This window comes from Actinoallomurus sp. NPDC050550 (genome assembly GCF_040655075.1).
Classification (GTDB): domain Bacteria; phylum Actinomycetota; class Actinomycetes; order Streptosporangiales; family Streptosporangiaceae; genus Actinoallomurus.
On sequence record NZ_JBFAJC010000007.1, the window covers coordinates 239,676 to 260,939 of the forward strand.

Genomic DNA, 21,264 nt, shown 5'->3' on the forward strand with positions numbered 1-21,264 from the left:
TCGCAGGCCCGGTGCTCGGACCGCCGCAGAACGCCGCGCATGAACGCCGCGGGCCGGCCGACGTGACGTCGGCCGGCCCGCGGCGGGAAGGTCCGTGGTCAGCGCACCCCTCGGCGGCCGTACATGCCCGCGGCGAGAGCCACCCCGATGGCGGCCAGGCCGATCTGAATGATCAACTCGATCCAGTCGACACCCTTGGTGTCGGCGACGCCGAGACCACCGGCGATGGCGGTACCGATCAGCGCCGCGACGACGCCAATGATGATCGTGAGCCAGATCGGAATGTGCTGACGGCCGGGAACGACCAGCCGACCGAGCGCACCGATGATCAGGCCGATGATGATGGCGGTGATGATCCCAGTGACGTGCATATCCAGGGCTTCCTTTTCACTCTGGGCTCCAGGTGGCCGGATGGTTCCCCCGATCGGGCCGGGTATGCACGACCTCTTCCGTATTCGGCGTCATCCGTGGTAAAGGCCTGACCGGACGACTTCCCGGCAGGGACACCTGTTGACAGGGCCTCCACATGCCGTATTATCTCTCATATCGAGAGGCTCTCAAACAGAGAGCACAGCAACCCCGGCGTTGCCCGATTTCCGAGGAGGAAAAACCGCGATGAACGCCACCAGCACCGACACCGTCCGCGTCCACGCCCACTACGACTCCGTCAAGCACCTCGGCCACTGGACGACCAGCCGCGACTTCGAGGTCCGCGCCCGCCGCGGCAGCGTCGTCCTGGACCTGCGCTCGCCCCACATCCTGGACGGCGACATCGAGGTGCGCGTCGACCTCGACCACGCGATGGTCAAGCTGCTCGTCCCCGACGACGCCGTCATCGACCACTGGGACCTGGAGTGGCTCGGCCGCGGCAAGGTCAAGGACGCGGAGGGGGCGGCCGTCGAGACGCCGGGCCGCCGCATTCACCTCAGCGGGCGGATCCGGCACGGTGAGATCCGCGTGAACCGCGCCGGCGTGGCGGTGCTGTCCGCCATGTTCTCGCGGGAGTTCATCGAGGACGCTCGCCGCGCGCACAAAGAGGGCGGCACGCCGACCGTGGCCGACCCCGCCCGTATCCCCTGAATCGACGATCCGGCGCAGCGGCCCCCGAAGGACACTGCGCCGGATCAGCCGGGCCTACTGATCGTTCTGTTCGGCGAGGAACCGCTCGAACTCCGCGGCGATCTCCTCGCCGTCCGGCATCCGGGCCGGTGATCCGGCCAGCGGCAGGCTGTTCCGGCCCGCCTCCATGATCTCGTCGTACTGCACCTCGAGGTTGCGCACCGCCTCCGCGACGTCCTCGGAGGCGGCGACCTCTCCGTCGATCTGCTTACGTGCCTCCGCCGCGGCCTCATCGAGGTCCGCGGTGGGGAACATCAGCCCGGTGGCGGAGTTGATGCCGTTCAGCAGCGCGATCGCGGCCGTCGGGTACGCCGCCTGGGCGAGGTAGTGCGGCACGTGCACCGCGAACCCGATCGAGTCGTGCCCGGCCTCCGCCATGCGGTACTCGATCAACCCGGCCGCGCTCCCGGGCACCTCGGCCCGGTTGATCCACGCCGGGTGCTCCCCCAGCAGGTCGGGCTGGTTGCCGTGCGGCGTCAGGCCGGTCTCCCGCGTGTGCGGCACCGCCATGGGAATGCCGTGCACGCCGATCGCCAGCTGGACGTCGAGCCGCTCCCCGAGCGAGATCACCGCTGCGGCGAACCGCTCCCACGCCCGGTCCGGCTCCGGTCCGGTCATCACCAGGAACGGCACCCCGACGGCGTCCTCACACGCGTACACGGCCAACTCGGGAGCCTCGTAGTCGACCCAGCGGTCCGTGTCGAAGATCATCGGCGGTCGCCGGGACCGGTAGTCGATCAGCGAGTCGACGTCGAAGGTCGCGATCCGCTGCGCGCCGAGCGTCCTCAGGTGCTCGGTGGCCAGCCGCCCGGCACGCCCGGCGTCCATGAAACCGTCCAGGTGGTACACGAGCACCGGCCGGTCCAGCTCGGGAATCTCCTCGGCCAGCGTGTAAAGCTCACTCTGATCGGCCACAAAGCCCTCCTCAACGCGTCAATGTCCGTGAGAACGTGTAAGACCTCAGGTGAATTCCAGCACGCGCCGAGGAAACACCGGCAATTCCGTGACGCCCAACGCCAGAGAACAGCGCTGCCGAATACCGACGGTTCCGGCCTTGTGCCGTCCGGCCACGCGGTGGCACACGGCCGGACGGCGGCCCGGGGTCCGGCGGCTGCTCGACATGGCCGAGGTCGCGTCAGGTCGCCGCGATCGCGTCGAGGATGTCGAGCCGTGCCGCTCGCCGAGCCGGGCGGACGGCCGCGACCACCCCGGCGAGCGCGCCGACGACCGCGATGATCGCCAGTTGCGCCACCGGCGCGGCGAAGGCGCCGTCGCTCGCCGCCCGGCCCACGGCCCAGCCGAGCAGCAGCCCCAGCCCCAGCCCACCCGCCGTGCCGAAGACCGCGACGATGAGCGACTCCCAGCGGACCATCGAGCGCAGTTGCCCGCGGGTCATGCCGACCGCGCGCAGCAGCCCGAGCTCGCGGGTGCGCTCGTGCACCGACAGCGCGAGGGTGTTGGCGATGCCGAGGAGGGCGATGACGATCGCCAGCGCCAGCAGGACGTACACCAGCGTCAGCAAGGTCCGCACGCCGGACGCCTGCGCGTCGAGGTACTCCGCCCGGTCCCGTACCGACGGTGCGCCGTACGGCCGCGCGGCGTCCGTGACGGCGCGCTTGGCCGCCGCCGGCTCCGTACCGGCCCGGAGCGTGATGAGCACCGTCGTGTCCTGGGACTGCCGGTCGTGAGGCGTCCACTCCGCGCGCGGGATCAGGTAGCCGCCGACGGGACCGCCGGAGGGATAGACCCCGCCCACGATGAGCGTCCGGGACGTTCCATCGGAGAACCGGACGTTCACCGGCGTCCCGGTGTGCCAGCCCCGTTTCGCCGCGACGTCCGCGGCCACCGCGAACCGCCCCGGCCCGATCCGCGCGGCGGGGCCGAGGTCGATCACCCGGCCGAGCGCGGCCGGATCGGCGTATCGCACCTGTACGGACCTGCCTCCGATCCGGAGGTCGCCGACGCCCACCCCGGCGGCGGCCGACGTCTGGGGAAGACGCGCGACGTCCTCGGCCAGCCGCGGGCTGAACCCCGCGGTGCCGGAGGTGCCGGCAGCGGAGATCACGAGGTCGCCGCCGAACGACCGGGCGACGGTGCTCCGCACGGACGCCTCGGATGAGGCGGCCAGCACAGTCACCAGCGTGACCACCCCGACACCGACCATGAGCGCGGTCGCCGCCCCGGCGGTGCGCCGCGGGGCGCGCACGGCGTTCCGGCGGGCGAGCGTGCCGGTGAGGCGGCGCAGCGGCGCGCCGAGCAGCGCGGCGGCGTACCGGGCCGCGACCGGTCCGAACACCACCATGCCGACGATGCCGGCGACCGCGGCGACGCCGGCGACCGGCATCGAGTCGCCGCCGACCACCGAGCCGAGGACGAGGACGACGCAGATCGCCAGCAGACCCCCGCCGACGACGGCCCGTGCCCGGGGAACGCCGGGCGGCTCGGCCGCCGTCTCGCGGAGCGCGGCCAGCGGCGGCGTCCGCGCGGCGTGGACCGCCGGGACCAGGCCGGCCAGCAGCGTGACGAGCAGGCCGACGGGCACGGCGACGGCGACCGTCGCCGGCGTGAGCACGAGCCCGCCGACGGGCAGGGCCGCACCCATCGCGGCGAACACGCCGCCCAGCAGCGTGGCGAAGCCGAGACCGCCCGCCACACCGGCCAGCGAGGCCGCCAGGCCGACGGCCAGCGCCTCGACGACGACCGAGCCGAGCACCTGCCGTCGCGACGCGCCCAGCGCCCGCAGCAGCGCCGACTCCCGGACCCGCTGCGCGACGGTGATCGAGAAGGTGTTGTGGATGCTGAGCGAGCCGACCAGCAGCGCGACCCCGGCGAAGACGAGCAGGAACGCCCGGAACATCGTCAAGAAGCCCTTCGTGACGGCCGACATGCCCTCGTCGCCGAGCGCCTTGCCGGTGACCGCCTCGGTCCCGGGCGGCAGCACCCGGCGTACGCGCTCGGCCAGCGTGGCCTGCGACACGCCCGCCGCCGCGCGGATCGACACACTGGTGACACGGTCCGGCGCCCCCGCCACATAGCGGCGGGCGCCCTCCAGGGTGAAGGCGGTGAACGACGTCCCGCCGAACCCGTCCTGGTCGCCGAACTTCGCCAGCCCGACGATCCGCACCGGTACCCGCCGCGGCGTGAGCACGGCGGTCACGTCGCCGACGCGCAGCCGCCCCTGGCGGGCGACGGCCCGGTTCACCACGACCTCGTCCAGGGCGTACGGCGCGCGCCCCTCGACGAGGTGGTACGGGTTGAGCCGCGCGTCGGTGAGCCAGTTCCCGGCCGTCCGCGGCCCCAGCACCTCGATCGGCCGGCCGTCCTTGCCCAGGAGCTGGCCGATGCCCTGGATCACCGGTTCGGTGACGGCCACGCCCGGCACACCCCGCACCCGGTCGGCGACGGAGGCGTCGATCGGTCCGCGTATCGCCCCGGGACTGTCGCTGACGCTCGTGGCGTTGCGCACCGACACGTCCGTACCCGCGTACGCCTGCGCGAAGAACCGGCCGATCGAGCGGTCCAGGGTGTCGCCCAGCACGAGCGTCCCCGTCAGGAAGGACACGCCCAGGAAGACGGCGACGAACGAACCGGCGAGACGACGCTTGCGCGCCCACAGCGCCTTCAGCGCGATGCGCGTCATCGCCGCCCCCGTACGGTGCCGCCGTCGGCGAGGACGCTCATCCGATCGAGCACGGTCCTGGCGGTGGGCGCCTCGATCCGGCCGGCGACACGGCCGTCGGCCAGGAAGACGGCCGTGTCGGCGTACGCGGCGGCGGCCGGATCGTGCGTGACCATCACGATCGTCTGTTCCAGCTCGGTGACGGCCTCGCGGAGGAACGCGAGGATCTCCGCGCCGGTCCGCGAGTCCAGGTTCCCGGTCGGCTCGTCGGCGAAGATGATCTGCGGGCGGCCCGCGAGCGCCCGGGCCACCGCGACCCGCTGCTGCTGTCCGCCGGACAGTTCGGCCGGCCGGTGCGAGAGCCGGTCGCCGATCCCGACCGTGTCGATCACGGTGTCGAGCCAGTCCCGGTTCGGCCGCGCCCCCGAGAGGGTCATGGGCAGGGTGATGTTCTCCCAGGCGTTCAGGGCCGGGACCAGGTTGAACGACTGGAACACGAATCCCACGCGCTCCCGCCGCACGGTCGTGAGCTGCCGGTCCGTCAGCTCGCCGAGTTCGACCTCGCCGATGAAGACCTGACCGGACGTCACGGCGTCCAGGCCGGCGACGCAGTGCATCAACGTGGACTTCCCCGCCCCCGACGGCCCCATGATCGCGGTGAACCGCCCGCCGGGGAACGCCACGGTGACGTCGTCGAGCGCCCGCACCACCGCGTCACCGGCCCCGTACACCTTCGTCGCGGCCACCGCCCGGGCCACCGGTTCGTCTCTCATCGCGCCTCTCCTCGAGCTCGTCTGCTCTGGAAAGGCTCTCCGCGTGCTCCGGCGGACGTCGTCGCACGCCGAGACGAACCATCGCTGCGCCCCGCAGGGTAGGCAGCCGGGCCTCCGGCTACCTCACCGGGAGTAGAACCGCCGGCGCACCTCGGCGACCTGCCGCTTCAAGAGCCGCCGCGACGGCGGGCCGATCGATCCCGCTCGTCGACGCGCACCGGAACTCCTCACCGGACCCGGCGGACCGGCCTCACTGCGTCGCCGTGACGAGACAACGCTGCAGCTCCTCGACCGCCTCCGGGGCGCCTTCGACCGTGACCTCACTCGGCTCACCGGCGCTCTCCCGGTTCCACAGCCGGCGCAGCACGGCCGCCGGCGGACCGCTCACCGTCACGTCCGCCGCGTCGTCACCGGCACCGTCCTCGACGGCGAACAGACCCGGACCGGTCCGCACCCGCCACGCCGCACCGTCGGTCCGCACCACGTACGTCCGGCCCGGCGAGCCGTCCAGGATGTCGGTGAAGTAGTCGCCCCACTCGGCGACGCCGAACGCCACGAAGACCTTGAGCAACTCGTCGATGCCGTCGACGGCGAGGTCATCCGGGATCGGCGCGACCGGCTGCCCGGTGCCGAGCTCGGCGTCGATGCGGTGGATGACCGTCTCCTGCGCCATCCGCCGGATCCAGAAGCCGACGGTCTGGTCGGGGGTGTACCAGGTGCCGGCCGGGTCCTCCGGCCTGCGGGCGGCGAACTCCTGACGCAGCCCCGCGTACGCCTTGTCGAGCAGCGCGAGCGGTTCCTCATCCGCGAGCTCCTTCGGCGGCCAGACGTCCGGCTCGGCGCCCTCCCGCATCGCGAGGGTCTTGTGCAGGTACACCCGGCCGACGTGGCGGGTCAGGTCGGCGACCGTCCAACCGGGGCAGCTCGGCACCGCCGCGGACAGGTCACCCGGCACGACGGCCCGCAGCCGGGCGAAGTCGGCCTCAAGACAGTCGAGGAATCGCGAACTCTCCATGCCCCACAGTCCAGCACACCCCCTGCGCCGGCTCGGCCTCTTTGATCATCTGATCCTGAGCACGGAGTGAATCACCACGACCGCCGCGAGCGGTACCGCATCCTGTCAGCGGATGCGACCCGGCAGCGGGGGCCGAAACCAACGCGGGGCGTCTTCAAGGCTGCCGATCCGTACCCACCGGCAGCCACCGCTGAAGACATAGGCCGTTATCTCCCCGTCGTCTGAGATGAAGGTGTGCCTCCGGCCGGGCCCGGTGCACAGCAACAAGATCGCATGACCCGGTGATGCTGCCACCCATCGCTCGAATACGCCAACCAATGGGCGGGACTACTGGTGGGAAGGTACTTCCGGTCCTGGCTATTGTTGATCTTGATCCTGAACCTGGACCTCGGAGATGAACATTGGACTCTCGGGGCGACCTGGACCGGCGAGGCCGGGCACTGGCCGGATATGCCGCCGGCTACCTCTCCGCAGATGCCACAGACCTGCTGCGGATCGTGGTCGCAGCCGAATCAGGCGGCCCTGCCCTCGACGATGAACTGCACCTACTGGTCCGCGACTGGAGGACCACATGGCGGCTGTCCCCGGTCGCCGCTCCGATCGCCCCGGATGCTCCCGTTGAGGCCGAATATCAAATCGCCTGCGTCACGGCCCTTCTGGGCGAACCACCCGCAGCGACAATCAGACGGCCACCACAAGGGGGGCGTGGGGGGCGGCAGCCCCCCACATCGGAGGGCTCCGGGGGGTCGTCCCCCCGGGCCAGCATGACGAAGGGCCAGTGGGGAGCGGCTCCGCCGCGACCACACTGACCCCAGGCCATTTGTGGAGCTATGGGGATTCGAACCCCAGACCTCCTCCATGCCATGGAGGCGCGCTACCAACTGCGCCATAGCCCCGCGCTTCCCGACCGGAGTCTCCCCCGCTCGGTGCTGCGCCAGTCTATAGGACTTCGCGACCAGACCTGTAATCGAATACGCGAGCGTCCTATGACCTCAGGTTTCGCTGTCGGCCCGGTCGTCGCTGAGGACCGGTTCGGGGAGGGTGCCGGCGTTGTGCTCGACGAGGCGCCAGTCGCTGCGGCCCTCTTCGAGGACGGACCAGCAGCAGTTGGACAGCCCGCCGAACCGGCTCCAGAGCTCCTCGGGGAAGCCGAGCCAGCGGAGCATGCCGAGTCGTAGCGCGGCGCCGTGAGAGGCGACGACGAGCAGGCCGCCCGCGGGGATCTCGGTCAGGCCCCTGTCGATGGCCGCGGTGACCCGTTTGGAGACCTGCTCGGTGGTCTCGCCACCGGGCGGCTGCCAGAGCGAGTGCTCGGTGGGGTACTTCGCCCGGATCTCGGAATTGGTGAGGCCTTCCCACTCCCCTCCGCCGCGTTCGATCAGGTCGCGGTCGAGGGTGACGGACAGGCCGGTGACCGCGCTGAGCGCCTCGGCCGTGTGGGCGGCGCGCTGCAGCGGGGAGGCGAGGATGGCGGTCGGGCGCAGCGCGGCGAGGAGGCGCGCGGCCCGGACGGCCTGTTCGCGTCCGGTGTCGTCGAGCGGGATGTCGGTGGAGCCTTGGAAACGGCGTTCGACGTTCCAGGTGGTCTGACCGTGCCGCCACAGCACGATCTTGCGCGATTCGGTCACTGACCGTCACCGGCCCGTACGCGCTGTTCCGAGTGGGCGTTGATGTCGTCGGGCAGGGGGACCGGGGGGCAGTCCTTCCACAGCCGTTCGAGCGCGTAGTAGACGCGGTCCTCTTCGTGCTGGACGTGCACGATGATGTCGGCGTAGTCGAGGAGCACCCAGCGGCCTTCGCGCTCTCCCTCACGGCGGATGGGCTTGGCGCCGGCGTCCTCGCGCAGCCTCTTCTCGATCTCGTCCACGATGGAGCGCACTTGGCGGTCGTTGGCGGCCGAGCACAGGACGAACGCGTCCGTGATGACCAGTTGGTCGCTCACGTCGTAGGCGATGATGTTGTCAGCCAGCTTCTCGGCCGCGGCCTCGGCGGCGATCTGGACCAGCTGGGTGGCCCTCTCGGATGCGGTCACGGTGTGGTCGTTTTCCTCCTTGGGGGCGTTACCGTCAACCGTCACGATAAAGCCCTCGTTTGTTTATGTACTGCACGATTCCGTCTGGGACGAGGTACCAGACCGGCTCTCCGGCCCGTACGCGCTCTCGGCACTCGGTCGAGGAGATCGCCAGCGCGGGCACTTCCACCAGGCTGACACCGCCCTCGGGAAGGCCGGGATCGGCGAGATGGTGGCCGGGCCGGGTACAGCCTATGAAATGCGCGAGCCTGAAGAGCTCATCCGTGTCACGCCACGTCAACATCTGGGCGAGCGCGTCTGCCCCCGTGATGAAGTACAACTCGACGTCGGGGCCGTGTATTTCGCGCATCTCCCGAAGGGTGTCGATCGTGTACGTGAGCCCGGGACGTTCGATGTCGACGCGGCTGACCGAGAACCTCGGATTCGAGGCGGTCGCGATGACCGTCATCAGGTAGCGATCCTCGGCGGCCGAGGTCTTGCGGCCCTCCTTCATCCAGGGCTGGCCGGTCGGCACGAAGATGACCTCGTCGAGCCGGAACAGGTGAGCGACCTCGCTCGCCGCGATCAGGTGGCCGTGGTGGATCGGGTCGAACGTGCCACCCATGATTCCGAGACGGCGGCGCTCCGGGGCGGTGCTCATGCGCCGACCTTAGTGAGCGTTTGGATCGGTCCTTTCAGCACGCCCCTCCTTGCGGGCTCGGTCGCGTTCGCTCCGCGAGCGCGCGGAGCGAACGCCCACCGCGCCGGCGATCAGTGCTCGGCGGCGTTCCGCAGGGCGAGCGTGGTCGCCCCGAGGGTGACGGTGTCCGAACTGAGAGGCGTCAGCACCATGCCCACGACCGAGCCGTCGGCCCAGGCGCAGGCGGAGCTCGCCCCCGTCGTCCCCTTCCCGCAGCGCAGGACGCCACCGAGGGGTCCTGCCGGAAAGTCACTGGTGTCCGTGACCCCCATACCCAGGAACATGGAGTCGACCTCCTCTGAGGCCGAACGGGACTGCAGCTCCGCGCGGAGTTCGGGGATGTCGTCGCCCGACATGCCGACGAAGACGAGGGGCTGCTGCGTGTCGCCCTTCTTGAGGTAAATGGCGATCTTGGCCTTGGCGTAGACCGCCGCGGTGGTGCCCGTGCTGTTGCCCATCGACTTGCGCATGTTCTGGATCATCCGGTCGGCGACGCTGCCCGTGATGCGCTTGTAGTCGCCGATCGACGCGGGGACGTCGATGGAGCGGGGGGTGTCCGTCGGCGCGGCATCCGGAGCGCTCGACGACGCGGACGGCGCCGCCGTGGCCGCGCCGGGCTTCTGCTTGTCCCCGGACGACGACAGCCCGATGAGGATGGCGAGCCCCCCGAAGACGACGACGGCACCCGCGGTGGACAGCGCGATGATCAGGCCGGCGCGGCTCTTCCTGGGCGGCATGGGAGGGGGTCCGTACGGCTGCCACGGCCCGGGACCGCCCGGCGGTGGGCCACCTCCTGGCACCGTGCCGCCCCCGCCCGGCATCGGCCCGCCGTAGTACGGCGCTCCGCCGTACGGTTGCGACGGGGTGCCCCATCCCGAGTTCTGATACTCGGGCCCGCCGCCCTGCCCAGTCGTCATGTTCTCGCCTTACCTGACTTATCTGTTATTTATGAAGAACTTTAACAGTTAATTGTTCGCCCTCCATAGCGAATACCGGCCAGGCTCGGACGAATTACTCGAGCCCCGGGAGCGGCGGTTCGCCCGATTCCCAGGTCACGACACGGATCGCCTTACCGACCTCCACGCGCGGAATGGTCCCGGTCGGCAGAACGCGCACGTCGCACGACACACCCAGCTCGGCCGACAGCTCGTCCGCCAGCCCCGGCCCGGCCCCTTCGCAGGCGACGAGGATCCGCGCCATCGCCTTCCGGCGGTCGACGACGACCTGGTAGTGCGGGGAGGCGTGCCGCAGGACGACGGTCTCGATCTCCCGCGGGAAGACGTTCACGCCCCGGATCACGAGCATGTCGTCGCGGCGGCCGAGCACCTTGCTCATCCGTACGAGCGTGCGCCCGCACGGACAGGGATCGTGGGACAGGGAGGCGACGTCGCCGGTGCGGTACCGCAGCAGCGGCATGGCCTCCTTCGGCGTGCTGAACACCAACTCCCCCGGCGTGCCATCCGGGACCGGCGCACCCGTGGCGTCCACCGCCTCGACGAGGAAATGGTCCTCATTGACGTGCAGCCCGGAACGTTCGAGGCACTCGGTGGCCACCCCGGGACCGATGATCTCCGACAGGCCGTAGAGGTCCAGCGCCGCCAGGCCGAGCAGGTCCTCGATGGTCGAACGGAGCCCCTCCGACCACGGCTCGGCCCCGAACAGGCCCGCCTTGAGGTTCAGCTCGACGCCCGCCTCGCGCGCCGCCTCCCCGAGGCGTACGGCGTAGGACGGCGTGCACGTCAGGATGTCGGGTCGCAGGTCGGCGAGCAGGCGGAGCTGGCGCTCGGTCATGCCGCCCGACATCGGGACCACGGTGACGCCCAGGGCGATCGCGCCCTGGTGGATGCCGATGCCGCCGGTGAACAGCCCGTACCCGTACGCGTTGTGGACCACGCTGCCGGGCGCGGCCCCCGCACAGGCCAGCGACCGCGCGCACATCTCCCCCCACAACGCCAGGTCGCGGCGCGTGTACGCGACGAGGGTCGGCCGTCCCCCGGTGCCGCTGGAGCCGTGCACGGCGGCGACCTCCTCCATCGGCACGGCGAGCATCCCGTACGGGTAGGAGTCCCACAGGTCCTGCTTGGTGGTGAAGGGCAGGCGGTGCAGGTCGTCGAGCGTGACATCCGGGCCGCCGGCGACGCCGGCCGCCCGCAGCCGCCCGCCCTGCAGGCCGTCCGCGGCGATCAGCCGGTCGACCAGGTCGCGCAGCCGACGTTGGCGCACCGTGGTGAGCTCGTCGCGCGACATCGTCTCCGCGGGCACCGGCCCGTATGACTCCGCCATGGTGGGAGTAGATCCCGCCTCGCCCCACCGCGCAAGAGCGCACAGGTCGAATCCCGCGCCACCCGCTGTGGGGAACTCCGGGCCACGACGGCCCGTCAGACATAGCATGCCGAATATGACGAGCAACACGCCGGACCGTTCTCGCACGCGTTTCCCCGGGATCAGCTCCCGCGCCTATGAGCATCCCGCGGACCGGTCGGCGCTCGTCGCCCTCCGGTCGCTCAGCGGCTTCGACACGGTGCTGCGGCGCCTCGCCGGGCTGTTCAGCGAGCGCGCGATCCGCCTGATGTTCCTCGGCGGCACGGTACGCGCGAGCGAGAGCCAGTACCGCCACCTGTACGACATCATGCGGGACAGCGCCTACATCCTCGACCTTCCCGAGGTCCCGGAGCTGTACGTCACGCAGGACCCGACACCGAACGCCATGACGATCGGCGTCGACAATCCGTTCATCGTCGTCAACACCGGCCTGATCGACCTCCTCGACGACGAGGAGCTGCGGTTCGTCGTCGGGCACGAGGTCGGGCACGTGCTGTCCGGGCACGCCGTGTACCGCACGATGGCCATGATCCTCACCAACCTCGGCGCCCGGATCGCGTGGCTGCCACTCGGCAACATCGCGATCGCGGCGATCCTCATGGGCCTGAACGAATGGCAGCGCAAGTCGGAGCTGTCGGCGGACCGCGCGGGCCTGCTGGCCGGCCAGGACGTCGAGGCGGCCAAGCGGGCGCTGATGAAGCTCGCGGGCGGCGCGCGGTTGTCGGAGATGGACGCCGAGTCGTTTCTGGAGCAGGCTCGGGAGTACGACGCGGCCGGCGACGTCCGCGACGGTCTGCTGAAGTTCCTCAACCTGCTGAACCGCTCGCACCCGTACGCCGTGATCCGGTTCGCCGAGCTCGACCGGTGGGCCCGCGACGGCGAGTACGCCCGGGTCCTCGGCGGCGACTACGAGCGGCGCGCGGACGACTCGAGCGCCTCGATCTCCGAGGAGATCAAGAACGCCGCCAAGGCCTACCAGGAGTCGTGGAGCCGCAGCGCGGACCCGTTCATCGGCGCGGTGAAGGGGGTCGCCGAAGGGGCCGTCAACGCGGGCGAGAAACTCTTCGGCCGGTTCGGCCGGGGCCCGGACGACAACCAGCAGAACTGAACCCGCCGGGGCAGCCTCAGCCGGGGCAGGGGACGACGGCCGCCAGAATTGAACCGGCCGGGGCGGCCTCAGCCGGGGCAGGGGACGATGGCCGCCAGAACTGAGCCTGCCGGGGCGGCCTCGGCCGAAGCCGCTCCTGGCCTTCGGCGTGAGCGGCGTGGCGTTTCCGCGTAACCTTGGGTTCACTTCTTGAACACGCTAGGGGACTCCATGCCGAGGCCAGGCTCGTCCACGACCCCGGGTTCGCAGTCGTCGCTCCGGGAGGCGAACCAGCGGCGGGTGATCCAGGCGGTGCGGTCCGCCGAAGCGCCCACCCAGGCCGAGATCGCCCGAAGCACGGGGCTGTCGCGGGCCACCGTCTCCAACATCGTGCGGAAACTGGCGGCGGACGGGGTGCTCATCACGACGCCGACGTCGGCGGGCGGCCGACGGGCCCGCGCGGTGTCCCTGGCGCCCGCCGCCGGGCTGGCCGTCGGCGTGGACTTCGGCCACTCGCACCTGCGCGTGGCGGTCGGCAACCTCGCCCGCGAGGTCGTCGCCGAGCGGGCGATGCCCCTGGACGTCGGGGCGTCGGCGGCCGACGGGCTCGCGGCGGCCGAGCGACTGATGGACGAGCTGCTCGCCACCGTCGACGCGACGCGGGCCGACGTGACGGGGATCGGGCTCGGTGTGCCGGGCCCGATCGACGCGGCCGGCGGCACCCTCGGATCCAGCACCATCCTGCCCGGCTGGGCCGGCATCAAGGCGGCCAAGGAGGCCCGGCGGCGTTTCGGCCGCCCGGTGCACGTGGACAACGACGCCAACCTCGGCGCGCTGGCCGAGGTGACGTGGGGCGCCGCGCGCGGCCACGCCGACGCCGCCTACATCAAGATCAGCTCTGGGGTCGGGGCGGGCATCGTCATCGGCGGCCGCGTGTACCACGGGCCGGGCGGGACGGCCGGCGAGATCGGGCACATCACGCTGAACGAGGACGGCCCGATGTGCCGCTGCGGCAACCGCGGCTGCCTGGAGACCTACGCCGGCGGCCGCTACCTCGCCGAGCTGCTGCGGCCGGCCCACGGCGACGGCCTGACGACGGCGCGGATCGTGGAGCTGGCTCTGTCCGGCGACGCCCCGTGCCGGCGGGCGGTCGGCGACGCCGGGCGGTACGTCGGCACGGGTGTGGCCAGCCTGTGCAACCTGCTCAATCCCCGCCTGGTCGTGGTCGGCGGCGACCTGGCCCGGGCCGAGAACCTCCTGCTGGAGCCCATGCTGGAGGCCGTACGGCGCTCGGCCGTCTCCAGCGCCGCCGCGCTCGTGTCGATCGTGCCCGGCGTGCTGGGCGACCGGGCGGAGGTCCTCGGGGCGTTGGCCCTGGTCATGAACGCGTGGGAAACCGTTTAACTAGTGAACGCAAATGGCACACTTTGGCCAGATCTTAATTCAGGTCTTGATTTGATCTTGGTGTTGGGTCTTTGATCACAGGGCTTCGTCCCTCCTGACCCCGCCTGGAGCACGCTTCATGAGACTCCGGATCAAGGCTGCCCGTATCGGGACGGCCCTGGCGATCACCGTGTCAGGCCTGGCCCTGACCGCGACCGGCGCCAGCAGCGCCCAGTCGCCCTACCTCGACCCGCACGCCTCCGTCTCCACCCGCGTCGCCGACCTCCTCAAGCGCATGACGATCGAGGAGAAGGTCGGCCAGCTCGCCCAGCCCGCAGTCGTGAACATGCAGGGCGACTGCCAGTGGTCCGGCGGCGCCCTGGTCGAGTCCTGCATGCAGCACGTTCTCGGCGACCTGAAGGTCGGCTCGGTGCTGTCCGGGGGCGGCGAGACCCCGGTGAACAACACGCCGAAGGACTGGGCCGAGATGGTGAACACGGTCCAGAAGTACGCCATCGACCACTCGCGGCTGCACATCCCGATCGTGTACGGCGTGGACGCGGTGCACGGGCACAACAACGTGCTCGGTGCGACGAAGTTCCCCCAGCAGATCGGCGTCGGCGCGACGTGGGACACGCAGCTCTCTCACGCGATGGGCGAGTCGACGGCGAAGGCGGTCAAGGCCACCGGACCGCAGTGGGACTTCGCGCCGGTCCAGGACATCTCGCGCGACACCCGCTGGGGCCGCTACTACGAGACCTACTCCGAGGACCCCTACCTCGCGGGCGCGCTCGGCGCGGCCAATGTGCAGGGCCTGCAGAAGACCGGCGAGGTCAGCGCGACGGTGAAGCACTTCGCCGGGTACTCCCAGCCGTTCGCCGGCCACGACCGTACCGAGGCGCACCTGGACCCGCGCTACTTCCAGGACACGTTCCTGCCGTCGTACAAGGCGGCCGTGGACGCGGGCGCCGACACGGTCATGGTGAACTCCGGGTCGATCAACGGCATCCCGGCGCACGCCTCGCACTACCTGCTCACCGACCTGCTGCGCCGCCAGTGGGGCTTCAAGGGCGTCGTGGTCAGTGACTGGAACGACGTCGACAGCCTGCGGACGGCGTACCACCTGACCGACACCTACGCGGGCGCGGTGGCCATCGCGATCAACGCGGGCGTCGACATGGGCATGCTGCCGCCCGGTGAGGTCGACGGGTTCGTCCAGGGCCTGCTGGACGACGTCAAGAACGGCCAGGTCAGCAAGCACCGCCTCGACGAGGCCGTGTCCCGGGTCCTCGCCCTGAAGTTCAAGCTCGGCCTGTTCGAGCACCCGTACGTCGACCCGTCCAAGGCCGACGCGGCCGTGCTGGGCGCGGACAAGGACCTGGCCGTCCAGGCCGCGACCGAGTCGCAGACGCTGCTGAAGAACGACGGGAACGTGCTGCCGCTGTCGACCGGCACCGGCAAGGTGGTCGTGACCGGCCCGAGCGCCGACTCGATCCCCAACCAGAACGGCGGCTGGACCATCCAGTGGCAGGGCATCCCCGCCGGCGTGAACGACCCGGGTGTGACCGTCTACCAGGGCATCAAGAACGTCATCGGCGACCACGCCAAGCTCGTCGCGAAGGCCGACGACGCGGTCGATGAGACCAAGAACGCCGACGCGGCGATCGTGGTCGTGGGCGACAAGCCCGGCGCCGAGGGCGTCAACGACCAGGAGCAGCCCGAGCTCGCCGCCGACCAGCAGGACCTCGTCGACCGCCTGCAGGCCACCGGCAAGCCGGTGATCGTGGTGGTCGTCGCCGACCGGCCGCTGGTGCTCGGCAAGGCGGCCGACGCCAAGCAGCTGCTCATGGCGTGGCTGCCGGGCAGCGAGGGCGGCACCGCCGTGGCGAACGTGCTGTTCGGCAAGGCCAACCCGAGCGGGCGCCTCCCGGTGTCCTGGCCGAAGACCACCGGCGACGAGCCGATGTTCTACCAGCAGCTGCCGGGCACGAACGGCGGCACCAGCTCCGGCTACGACCCGCTGTTCGCGTTCGGCGCGGGCCTGTCCTACACGACGTACGCGGTGCAGGGCGTGACGGTCTCCGGCGGGAGCACGGTGAAGGTGTCGGTGAAGGTCGCCAACACCGGTTCACGGGACGGCGACTTCGTGGTGCCCGTGTTCGCCCAGCAGCCGGTCAGCCGGATCGTCGCCCCGCCGAACCGCCTCGTCGCCTTCACGCGGGTGCCGCTCAAGGCGGGCCAGTCGACCACTGTGTCGCTGTCCTTCCCCCGGTCCCGCCTCGCGGTGACCCAGGGCGACATCGACGGTTCCGGCACCCGCGCGGTGCTCCCGGGCCTGTACAAGATCGTCGCCGGCGACAAGTCCGCCGACCTGACGATCGGCTGACGGACCGGCCGTAGGCCACGACTGATCACGAAGAGGCCGCGGGGCGATCCACGATCGCCCCGCGGCCTCCGCGTTTTCATACCGTACGGCTCGCCCGCGGCCCGTCGAGATTCCACGAGACGATCTTGGTGGGTGTGATTCTGATCATCTCTCGGGACATGCCGGGCACGGGTGGCTCCTGGTCGGTCAGCGCCACCGCCTTGCCCCGGATCTCGATGCCCCGGGGCGCCCAGGGATCGATCGTCGCCAGGTCGTCCACGACGAACGCGACCGTGCTGCCCTCCTGGACGTTCCGGAACTTCTTCGACCTGCCCATCGCGCCCCCGCCGATGAAGATCGTGCCGGTGCCGGCGTCGAGGTGGAAATTGGTCGGGTTGTTCTGCACCTGGCCGTCGGGCGAGACGGTGGCCAGCCGCCCGATGTGCTGTGTGGCCAGGTAGTCGAGTTCGGCCCGGGTGAAGGTCATATGTGCCGGTCCTTCCGTTAGAGGAACGAGAGTGGATCACTGGAGCGGGGGCGCCGCGTTCTCCAGGCCGTCGATGCTGCCAGACATGATCGTGCGGACGTGTTCGGTGATGTGCTGGAGCGGCCAGTCCCACCAGGCCAGGGCGAGAAGGCGGGCGATGTCCGCGTCGCTGTAGCGGCGGCGGATGAGTCTGGCCGGGTTGCCGCCGACGATGCCGTAGTCGGGGACGTCGTCGACGACGACGGAACCGGAGGCGATGATCGCTCCGTGGCCGATGCGGACGCCGGGCATCACCATGGCCCGGTAGCCGAGCCAGACGTCGTTGCCGACGACGGTGTCACCCCGTCCGGGCAGGCCGGTGATGAGGTCGAAGTGCTCGGCCCAGGAACCGCCCATGATCGGGAAGGGGAACGTCGAGGGGCCATCGATGCGGTGGTTGGCGCCGTTCATGATGAACCGCACGCCTTCGGCCAGCGCGCAGAATTTCCCGATGACCAGTTTTTCCGGCCCGTAGTGGTACAGCACGTTACGGTCTTGAAAGCGGTTCGGATCATCCGGATCGTCGTAGTAGGAGAACTCCCCGACTTCGATCAGCGGCGAGGTGATCAGCGGCTTCAGCAGCACCACACGCGGCTGCTCGGGCATTGGATGGACCACGGTCGGGTCGGCGGGAACAGCCGGCATCACGAATCGTTTCCCACCCGCCGCGGCCGGGTGAACGCTTCGGAAAAGCATCGCTTACTCCACTAGTGCGACAGTTGATGCACTAAGATACTGCCACGACGCTGTTCCACCGAGCAACCGGACCACCAGCGATGACTCCCCCAGCACCACGGCCAGAGGACACCCGCCCCGTGCCACCGCCGCAGCGCCGCCCCGGCGGCCGTACCGCCCGTATCCGTACGCAGGTGCTCGACGCGGTCCTCGCGGAGCTCGGCGAGCGCGGTTATGACGGGCTCACCATGGACGTCGTCGCCGCCCGCGCGGGCGTGAACCGCGCGACGGTGTACCGGCGCTGGGGAGACGTCGGCGGCCTGCTCGCCGACGTCCTCGACGCGGCGAGCGACGACGCCTGGCGGCCACCGGACACCGGCTCCCTGACAGGGGACCTGGCAGGGCTGAACCATGAGATCCAGGACGCACTGACCGCAGAGCCGCCGATCGTCGCAGCCCTGATCGCGGCCTCATTCCGCTCCGAGAAGGCCGCCCAGGCCCAACAGCGGCTCTGGGAGGACCGGTACGCCCGCTGCGAGATCGTCGTCAGCCGGGCCGTCCGGCGGGGCGAACTCCCGCCGCACACCGACGCTCGGCGGCTGCTCATCGCCGCCACCGCGCCGCTGTACCACCACCTGGTGCTTCTCCGTACGCCACCCGACCCGCACCTACCCGACCACGCGGCCAGAACCGCCGCCCTCGCCGCATCCGCCGGGGCCTTCACCGAACCCCCGTCGGCCGGCGACACCTGACGGGCCCCAACGTCCCGCCTCCCACCACTTCCCTGGGAGGAACTCCGCGACCGTGGCCATCGCGGCAACCGCGCCGTCATCCGTGCCCTGCGCGTGTCAGACGACCGGGATGATGCCACCGTCGACTCGGTACTGGGCTCCCGTCAGCCAGCGGGCGCGGCTGGAGGCCAGGAAGGTGACCAGTTCCGCTGCGTCTTCGGGCCTGCCGGGTTTCGCCATGGGGACGTTCAGGCTGGTGGCGAGGTCGCGTTGGACCTGTTCGAGGGTGACGCCGCGGTTTTCGGCGTACTTGCGGTGCTGGGCGATCGCGCCGGGAGTGGGGATGAAGCCCGGAAGTACGCAGACCACCCGGACGCCTGCCGGGCCCAACTCGACCGCCAGCAAGCGGCTGTAGGCGTTGAGCGCGGCCTTGGCCGCAGCGTACGCGGCCTGGCCCTGCGGCGGGAGATGACTGGCGATGGAAGAGACGTGGACGACGACGCCGGTGCCGCGTTCGACCATGCCCGGGACGAGATGGCGGTCCATCCGGACCGCGCTGAGCAGGTTCAGGTGCAGGTCGGCCTCCCACGTTTCCTCGGTTCGGCGCAGGGTCTCCTCTGGTGCGGAGCCGCCGCCCGCGTTGTTGACCAGGATGTCGACGCCACCGGTGTGGTCGATGACCTGACGGGCCAGGTCCGCGGCGCCGTCGGCCGTGGCCAGGTCCGCGGCGATGAACGTCGCGGGCAGGTCCTCCTCCGGCGGCTTGCGTGCCGCGGCCAGGACGGTGGCGCCGGCGGCGTGGAAGCGCCGGACGATCGCCGCCCCGAGTCCCCGGCTTCCCCCGGTCACGAGCACCCGACGGCCGGTCAGCTCCTCGTCGACGCCGGCCGGTGTGTTCTGATCACGTTCCACGATCGCTGCTCCTTGGTGTCCGCGACCGGCCTTCGGTCGCGCCAGCCAAATTAGCTTACTTTCGCGTAAGTCAGTTAATGGGGTGGGATGATGGCGGCATGCCCCAGCGCGTCGACGGCCGGCGTACCGACACTCGTGAACGCATTCGTGTCACAGCCTTGGAGATGTTCACAACGCAGGGTTACGAGCTGACCACGTTGGCCCAGGTGGCGGACCGGCTCGGCATCACACGACCGGCGGTCTACCACCATTTCCGCAGCAAGGAAGACCTGCTCACGAATTCCTACGACAGGCTCCTGCCGGCGTTGGAAGAACTCGTCGCGTCTCTGCGGACGGCGACTCCGTCACGAGCCGGGGCTCTGCGTGAACTCAGCGCGCTCCTCCACGGCGAGGACGGACCCTTGCTCGTCTGCGCCAGGGTGAACGAACACGCCATGCGCGGCATACCGGCCGCGTCCGCGTTGCTGAACCGCTTGGAGGACCTCACGCGGCTGCTCGCCGCGGGAACCGACGTCGACGGCCTCATGCGGGGGCGTCTCGCCGTGAACGCCCTGGTGATGGCCGCCGGCCGTGGTGACCAGCTCGGCGGCACAACCGACCAGCGATCAGCTACGGCTCTCACGATCGCGAGCGAACTCCTGGGCATCCCGGCGACCCCGAACACGTACGGCGATCACCGCGTGCCAGAACCAGGATTCGAGCGTCGTTGACACGGCGCCGTGAACGCACGGAATCGATCGTGGGTTCTCTTGGCATCAGGGACGTCGGCCGCCGAGGGCCAGGGCGAGGCCTGCTGCCAGGCACAGCGCCGCCGCCACGGTGAACGCCGTGCCGGCCGCGAGGCCGCCCATCACCGCGACGCCGACGGTGGCGCCGACCTGGCGCACCGCGTTCAGCAGGCCGCTCGCCACGCCGGCCGCGCCCTCGGGCGCCGCCTGTACGACTCCCGTGACCAGGGCGGGCAGGGAGAAGGACACGCCGAAGCCGATCAGGAGCATGCCCAGCCACGGCACCGGGGTGGCGGCGAGGCAGCCGAGGGTCAGCAGGGTCAGCCCGGCCAGGACCGGCGGGCGCGGCCCGTACCGCGCCACCAGCCGGCCGGTCACCAGCGGGTTGAACGCGGTCGGCAGCGTCAGCGGCAGGAACGCCAGACCGGTGGCCACCGGGCCCAGGTGACGCTGCAAGGACAGCGTCAGCACGAACAGGCCGCCCGAGAGCGCGAAGTTCACCGCCGCGCCCGCGATGAGGCCACGGCGCACGCCCGGCTCGGCGACCACCGCGCCCGGGACGGCCGGGGACGCGCTGCGCCGCTCGACGACGACCATGACCACGGCGAGGACGGCCGCCGCGATCGCCGAGACGACGTGCCGGTCGACGATGGCGTCGGTGAGCACCGCCAGGAAGGCACAGGCCACGAGCTGCGCCCGCCAGTCGATGGCCCGTCCAGTCGCGGGCACCCGGATGTCGCGGACGAGCACGAGGCTCAGCAGCGCCACCGGGGCGTTCACGAGGAACACCGCCCGCCAGCCACCGGCGGACACCAGCAGCCCGCCCGCGACCGGACCGGCCGCCAGCGCACAGCCGGTGATCGCCGCCCAGGTGCCGAGGGCACGACCGCGCTCGGCCGGAACGGGGTACAGCCGGGTGATGATCGCCAGTGAGCTCGGCAGGCACAGCGCGCCCGCCGCGCCGAGCACGGCGCGCAGGACGACGAGGACGGCCAGGTTCGGCACCGCCGCGCTGAGCAGGGACACCAGGCCGAAGGCGGCGACGCCCGCGGCGAAGACCCGGTGCGCGCCGAACCGGTCCGACACCGCGCCGGCGGTCGGCAGCAGCGCGGCGAACGTCACCGTGTAGCCGGTGACCGCCCACTGCAGCCCGGCGATTCCGCCGCCGAGCGAGGCGCGCAGGTCCGGCAGGGCGACGGTCAGGACGGTGGTGTCCAGCAGGACCATGAAATAGCCGAGCGACAGGCCGAACAGCCGGCTCGGCCGGGACATCGTGACGGTTTCGGAAACCACGTGCG

The 21,264-nt window shown here is 70.9% G+C and carries 20 protein-coding genes and 1 tRNA gene; 6 read left to right on the forward strand and 15 right to left on the reverse strand.

The window, feature by feature from the left end; translation table 11 throughout:
- Positions 1-98 precede the first annotated feature (98 nt).
- Positions 99-371 (reverse strand): GlsB/YeaQ/YmgE family stress response membrane protein, encoded by a 273-nt coding sequence (locus AB0I04_RS13115; protein WP_360883038.1) that lies wholly within the window; start codon positions 369-371, stop codon positions 99-101.
- A 244-nt stretch (positions 372-615) separates the two neighbouring features.
- On the opposite strand from AB0I04_RS13115, the gene AB0I04_RS13120 reads away from it, so the two are divergent.
- Positions 616-1,080 (forward strand): hypothetical protein, encoded by a 465-nt coding sequence (locus tag AB0I04_RS13120; protein WP_360883040.1) that lies wholly within the window; start codon positions 616-618, stop codon positions 1,078-1,080.
- A gap of 54 nt (positions 1,081-1,134) precedes the next feature.
- Here AB0I04_RS13120 and AB0I04_RS13125 read toward each other — a convergent pair whose 3' ends face one another.
- From AB0I04_RS13125 to AB0I04_RS13170, 10 genes are all read right to left on the reverse strand, one after another.
- Positions 1,135-2,034 (reverse strand): PAC2 family protein, encoded by a 900-nt coding sequence (locus AB0I04_RS13125; protein WP_360883042.1) that lies wholly within the window; start codon positions 2,032-2,034, stop codon positions 1,135-1,137.
- Between the two features lie 220 nt (positions 2,035-2,254).
- Positions 2,255-4,759 (reverse strand): FtsX-like permease family protein, encoded by a 2,505-nt coding sequence (locus AB0I04_RS13130; RefSeq protein ID WP_360883044.1) that lies wholly within the window; start codon positions 4,757-4,759, stop codon positions 2,255-2,257.
- A complete protein-coding gene (locus AB0I04_RS13135; protein ID WP_360883046.1) occupies positions 4,756-5,511 on the reverse strand; it encodes an ABC transporter ATP-binding protein in 756 nt (251 codons plus the stop codon). Before AB0I04_RS13135 ends, AB0I04_RS13130 begins: the two co-directional genes overlap by 4 nt.
- A 250-nt stretch (positions 5,512-5,761) precedes the next feature.
- A complete protein-coding gene (locus AB0I04_RS13140; protein WP_360883048.1) occupies positions 5,762-6,526 on the reverse strand; it encodes a maleylpyruvate isomerase family mycothiol-dependent enzyme in 765 nt (254 codons plus the stop codon).
- Positions 6,527-7,349: 823 nt separating this feature from the next.
- Positions 7,350-7,422: transfer RNA gene (locus tag AB0I04_RS13145), tRNA-Ala, on the reverse strand.
- 96 nt (positions 7,423-7,518) lie between these two features.
- Positions 7,519-8,154 (reverse strand): histidine phosphatase family protein, encoded by a 636-nt coding sequence (locus AB0I04_RS13150; RefSeq protein ID WP_360883051.1) that lies wholly within the window; start codon positions 8,152-8,154, stop codon positions 7,519-7,521.
- A complete protein-coding gene (gene rsfS / locus AB0I04_RS13155) occupies positions 8,151-8,558 on the reverse strand; it encodes a ribosome silencing factor (RefSeq protein WP_360883192.1) in 408 nt (135 codons plus the stop codon). The genes AB0I04_RS13150 and rsfS overlap by 4 nt, the downstream gene beginning before the upstream one ends.
- 34 nt (positions 8,559-8,592) lie before the next feature.
- Positions 8,593-9,198, reverse strand: a complete 606-nt coding sequence (nadD, locus tag AB0I04_RS13160) for a nicotinate-nucleotide adenylyltransferase (RefSeq protein WP_360883054.1) — start codon at positions 9,196-9,198, stop codon at positions 8,593-8,595.
- Between the two features lie 110 nt (positions 9,199-9,308).
- A complete protein-coding gene (locus AB0I04_RS13165) occupies positions 9,309-10,154 on the reverse strand; it encodes a hypothetical protein (protein WP_360883056.1) in 846 nt (281 codons plus the stop codon).
- 94 nt (positions 10,155-10,248) lie between these two features.
- Positions 10,249-11,520, reverse strand: coding sequence for a phenylacetate--CoA ligase (locus AB0I04_RS13170; protein WP_360883059.1), 1,272 nt, complete (start codon positions 11,518-11,520; stop codon positions 10,249-10,251).
- Positions 11,521-11,635: 115 nt separating this feature from the next.
- Between AB0I04_RS13170 and AB0I04_RS13175 the strand changes: the two genes are divergently transcribed.
- The 3 genes from AB0I04_RS13175 (at position 11,636) to AB0I04_RS13185 (ending at position 16,415) form a co-directional block, all read left to right on the forward strand.
- A complete protein-coding gene (locus AB0I04_RS13175; protein ID WP_360883062.1) occupies positions 11,636-12,667 on the forward strand; it encodes a M48 family metallopeptidase in 1,032 nt (343 codons plus the stop codon).
- A gap of 210 nt (positions 12,668-12,877) precedes the next feature.
- A complete protein-coding gene (locus tag AB0I04_RS13180) occupies positions 12,878-14,050 on the forward strand; it encodes an ROK family transcriptional regulator (protein ID WP_360883065.1) in 1,173 nt (390 codons plus the stop codon).
- A 118-nt stretch (positions 14,051-14,168) separates the two neighbouring features.
- Positions 14,169-16,415 (forward strand): glycoside hydrolase family 3 N-terminal domain-containing protein, encoded by a 2,247-nt coding sequence (locus AB0I04_RS13185; protein WP_360883067.1) that lies wholly within the window; start codon positions 14,169-14,171, stop codon positions 16,413-16,415.
- Positions 16,416-16,491: 76 nt separating this feature from the next.
- Here the strand turns inward: AB0I04_RS13185 and AB0I04_RS13190 are convergent, their stop codons facing one another.
- Both AB0I04_RS13190 and AB0I04_RS13195 read right to left on the reverse strand, forming a co-directional pair.
- Positions 16,492-16,881, reverse strand: coding sequence for a PPOX class F420-dependent oxidoreductase (locus AB0I04_RS13190; protein WP_360883070.1), 390 nt, complete (start codon positions 16,879-16,881; stop codon positions 16,492-16,494).
- Positions 16,882-16,917: 36 nt separating this feature from the next.
- Complete coding sequence (locus tag AB0I04_RS13195; RefSeq protein WP_360883073.1) at positions 16,918-17,565, reverse strand: CatB-related O-acetyltransferase; 648 nt, start codon at positions 17,563-17,565, stop codon at positions 16,918-16,920.
- A 170-nt stretch (positions 17,566-17,735) separates the two neighbouring features.
- Between AB0I04_RS13195 and AB0I04_RS13200 the strand changes: the two genes are divergently transcribed.
- Positions 17,736-18,347, forward strand: a complete 612-nt coding sequence (locus tag AB0I04_RS13200; protein WP_360883076.1) for a TetR/AcrR family transcriptional regulator — start codon at positions 17,736-17,738, stop codon at positions 18,345-18,347.
- Between the two features lie 96 nt (positions 18,348-18,443).
- Here the strand turns inward: AB0I04_RS13200 and AB0I04_RS13205 are convergent, their stop codons facing one another.
- Positions 18,444-19,238, reverse strand: coding sequence for an oxidoreductase (locus tag AB0I04_RS13205; protein ID WP_360883079.1), 795 nt, complete (start codon positions 19,236-19,238; stop codon positions 18,444-18,446).
- 98 nt (positions 19,239-19,336) lie between these two features.
- Here AB0I04_RS13205 and AB0I04_RS13210 point away from each other — a divergent pair, with 98 nt between their 5' ends.
- Positions 19,337-19,948 carry a helix-turn-helix domain-containing protein gene (locus tag AB0I04_RS13210; protein ID WP_360883082.1) on the forward strand — a complete coding sequence of 204 codons (612 nt, stop codon included), beginning with the start codon at positions 19,337-19,339 and terminating at the stop codon, positions 19,946-19,948.
- 45 nt (positions 19,949-19,993) lie between these two features.
- Here AB0I04_RS13210 and AB0I04_RS13215 read toward each other — a convergent pair whose 3' ends face one another.
- Positions 19,994-21,259, reverse strand: coding sequence for an MFS transporter (locus tag AB0I04_RS13215; RefSeq protein WP_360883085.1), 1,266 nt, complete (start codon positions 21,257-21,259; stop codon positions 19,994-19,996).
- Positions 21,260-21,264: the final 5 nt, after the last annotated feature.

Excerpts from the sequence above, each read along its gene's own strand:
- AB0I04_RS13115 (WP_360883038.1), bottom strand. The coding sequence starts at position 371 with ATGCACGTCACTGGGATCATCACCGCCATCATCATCGGCCTGATCATC.
- AB0I04_RS13120 (WP_360883040.1), top strand. The coding sequence starts at position 616 with ATGAACGCCACCAGCACCGACACCGTCCGCGTCCACGCCCACTACGAC.
- AB0I04_RS13130 (WP_360883044.1), bottom strand. The coding sequence starts at position 4,759 with ATGACGCGCATCGCGCTGAAGGCGCTGTGGGCGCGCAAGCGTCGTCTC.
- AB0I04_RS13135 (WP_360883046.1), bottom strand. The coding sequence starts at position 5,511 with ATGAGAGACGAACCGGTGGCCCGGGCGGTGGCCGCGACGAAGGTGTAC.
- AB0I04_RS13140 (WP_360883048.1), bottom strand. The coding sequence starts at position 6,526 with ATGGAGAGTTCGCGATTCCTCGACTGTCTTGAGGCCGACTTCGCCCGG.
- nadD (WP_360883054.1), bottom strand. The coding sequence starts at position 9,198 with ATGAGCACCGCCCCGGAGCGCCGCCGTCTCGGAATCATGGGTGGCACG.
- AB0I04_RS13165 (WP_360883056.1), bottom strand. The coding sequence starts at position 10,154 with ATGACGACTGGGCAGGGCGGCGGGCCCGAGTATCAGAACTCGGGATGG.
- AB0I04_RS13170 (WP_360883059.1), bottom strand. The coding sequence starts at position 11,520 with ATGGCGGAGTCATACGGGCCGGTGCCCGCGGAGACGATGTCGCGCGAC.
- AB0I04_RS13175 (WP_360883062.1), top strand. The coding sequence starts at position 11,636 with ATGACGAGCAACACGCCGGACCGTTCTCGCACGCGTTTCCCCGGGATC.
- AB0I04_RS13180 (WP_360883065.1), top strand. The coding sequence starts at position 12,878 with ATGCCGAGGCCAGGCTCGTCCACGACCCCGGGTTCGCAGTCGTCGCTC.
- AB0I04_RS13185 (WP_360883067.1), top strand. The coding sequence starts at position 14,169 with ATGAGACTCCGGATCAAGGCTGCCCGTATCGGGACGGCCCTGGCGATC.
- AB0I04_RS13190 (WP_360883070.1), bottom strand. The coding sequence starts at position 16,881 with ATGACCTTCACCCGGGCCGAACTCGACTACCTGGCCACACAGCACATC.
- AB0I04_RS13195 (WP_360883073.1), bottom strand. The coding sequence starts at position 17,565 with ATGCCGGCTGTTCCCGCCGACCCGACCGTGGTCCATCCAATGCCCGAG.
- AB0I04_RS13210 (WP_360883082.1), top strand. The coding sequence starts at position 19,337 with ATGCCCCAGCGCGTCGACGGCCGGCGTACCGACACTCGTGAACGCATT.